The organism is Micromonospora mangrovicola, assembly GCF_047200535.1.
Taxonomy (GTDB): Bacteria; Actinomycetota; Actinomycetes; order Mycobacteriales; family Micromonosporaceae; genus Micromonospora.
In genome coordinates this window covers 1-1,730 of record NZ_JBJZOG010000219.1, presented here as the reverse complement: position 1 = coordinate 1,730, position 1,730 = coordinate 1, and the positions used below count along the sequence as shown (strand labels likewise).

The window sequence follows — 1,730 nt, the reverse complement described above, 5'->3', positions numbered from 1 at the left end:
CGGGGGCTGGGTTTGTTGTTGGGGGGGTTTGTTGGTTTGCGCGCCCCCCCCCCCCACCCCCACACCCACCCCCCCCCCCCCCCCCCCCACCCCCCCCCCCCGGCTCGGTCAGCGGTAGCGGTTGAGGGTCAGGGTGTACTCACGGCCGTCGGTCAGCCGGATGACCACCCCGTTGTCGGTCGTCATGAAGCCCGCGTCGGCCAGCGTCTGGACCTCGCGGATTTCCACCGGCTCGCCGTCCCGCTCGTCCCGCAGCGGCTCGTCGCCGATCGTCTCGGCGGCCTCCTCCAGCTCCAGGGTCTCGGCGGCGACCAGCAGGGCGCGCTCCAGGATCTCCTCGTAGCTCAGCATCTTGGCTTCCTCCTCAGTGCAGAGTGGGGGGCGGTGCGTACATATTCATTGTAGGCCGCTGTCGATCCGCCGTACAATTTTTATGTACGCCTCGGGCCGTGGAGCACGTCACACAAAGGGCGGTCCTCCCCCGTCCACGGGGAGCCCCGAACGCCCCGGTCGGGTGGGTGGAGTGAGGCGGCGGCCGGGGCGGGCTTAGGCGGGCTGTGAGCGGTCGGGCCGCTCCCCCAACCGCCGGGCGTCCAGCTCGGCCGCCGCCTCCAGCAGCCACGCCGGCGGGCCCGGCCGCCTGCCCACGGGGCGCGGCAGCGCCCGGCCGCCCGGCGCGGTCCGCTCCCGCCCGCAGCCCCGGCAGCTGGTCGTCAGCCACACCAGGCCGCCGCCCTCGGTCGCCGAGCCGTCGAGCAGCCCGGCGCAGCCGTCGCACACGCCTACCGCGCCGGCCTGGGCGGCGGCGGCGAACGCCTCCACGTCGACCAGGCCGTCACGCACCAGCCGCGCGTCGATCACCACCGCTCACCCCCCGGCTCCGATGTGGAGCGGGGCCGGGCGAAGGTCGCCCCTCGCCCGGCCCCGCACCCGCTCACTCCTGCTCTGCGGCCGGCAGCGCCAGCAGGTCGGGCAGCGCCAGCCGACCGTCCCGGTAGGCCGACGCCACCTCCTCCCGGCCGCCCTTCTTGAACGTCAGCGTCGTCGACGGCGGCGGCGGCTCGGCGACCTCCACAAAGTCGAGGACCCGGCCCGTCTCGCCGTCGACCACCGTGCCGTCCTGCTCGACCTTCATCCGGGCGAGCAGCGCCTTGCGGAACGCCGGCCGCACCAACTCGACCGGCGCCGGGACGGTCGCCTGCACCTCCGACGGGTGCTCCTGCTTGCAGTACGCCAGGAATCCGGCCTCGTCGACCACGAAGCCCGTCTTCGGCTCAGTCAGCGTCACCTGTGCCACGGCCGCGCCGTAGCCCGGCAGCCGGACCTCGATCGTCGTCACGCCCAGCTCCGCGTTCAGCTCGACCAGGCTGCCGTCGGCCTCGGCCCGCGCGACGTCGTACGCCTTGCGCACCTCGTCCATCAGCGCCTTGAGCACCACGGCCCGCATCGTCCGCTGCTGCACCGCGCTCACCGGCCCGCCCCCGCCGTCTCCGGCTGCCGGCCGTTGACCGCCGGGGCGGCCGTCGCCGCGTCGGCGAGCGCCCGGTCCAGCTGGTCGGACGGAACCGCCGCCGCGTTCCGGGCGGCCGCGATCTCCGCACCCCGCTCGGTGAACGCGCCGCGCAGCTTCTGCGTCAGGCCGAGCCGCTGCGCCCGCTGCCACAGCACCGCCAGGTCCTCCCGCGAGCTGCACGCCTCCAAGGCCTTCGGCCAGTCGACGTCCTTCGGCT

General features: G+C 74.8%; 4 protein-coding genes. All 4 read right to left on the bottom strand.

Annotation, left to right across the window (positions count from 1 at the left end; translation table 11 throughout):
- Positions 1-108: 108 nt before the first annotated feature.
- Positions 109-351, bottom strand: coding sequence for a hypothetical protein (locus ACL02O_RS34105; protein ID WP_357327074.1), 243 nt, complete (start codon positions 349-351; stop codon positions 109-111).
- Positions 352-546: 195 nt separating this feature from the next.
- Positions 547-861 carry a hypothetical protein gene (locus ACL02O_RS34100; RefSeq protein WP_412822302.1) on the bottom strand — a complete coding sequence of 105 codons (315 nt, stop codon included), beginning with the start codon at positions 859-861 and terminating at the stop codon, positions 547-549.
- 73 nt (positions 862-934) lie between these two features.
- Complete coding sequence (locus tag ACL02O_RS34095; RefSeq protein ID WP_412822301.1) at positions 935-1,471, bottom strand: hypothetical protein; 537 nt, start codon at positions 1,469-1,471, stop codon at positions 935-937.
- A partial coding sequence (locus ACL02O_RS34090) for a hypothetical protein (protein WP_412822300.1) occupies positions 1,468-1,730 on the bottom strand: 263 nt, incomplete at its 5' end. The genes ACL02O_RS34095 and ACL02O_RS34090, both read right to left, overlap by 4 nt.

Excerpts from the sequence above, each read along its gene's own strand:
- ACL02O_RS34105 (WP_357327074.1), bottom strand. The coding sequence starts at position 351 with ATGCTGAGCTACGAGGAGATCCTGGAGCGCGCCCTGCTGGTCGCCGCC.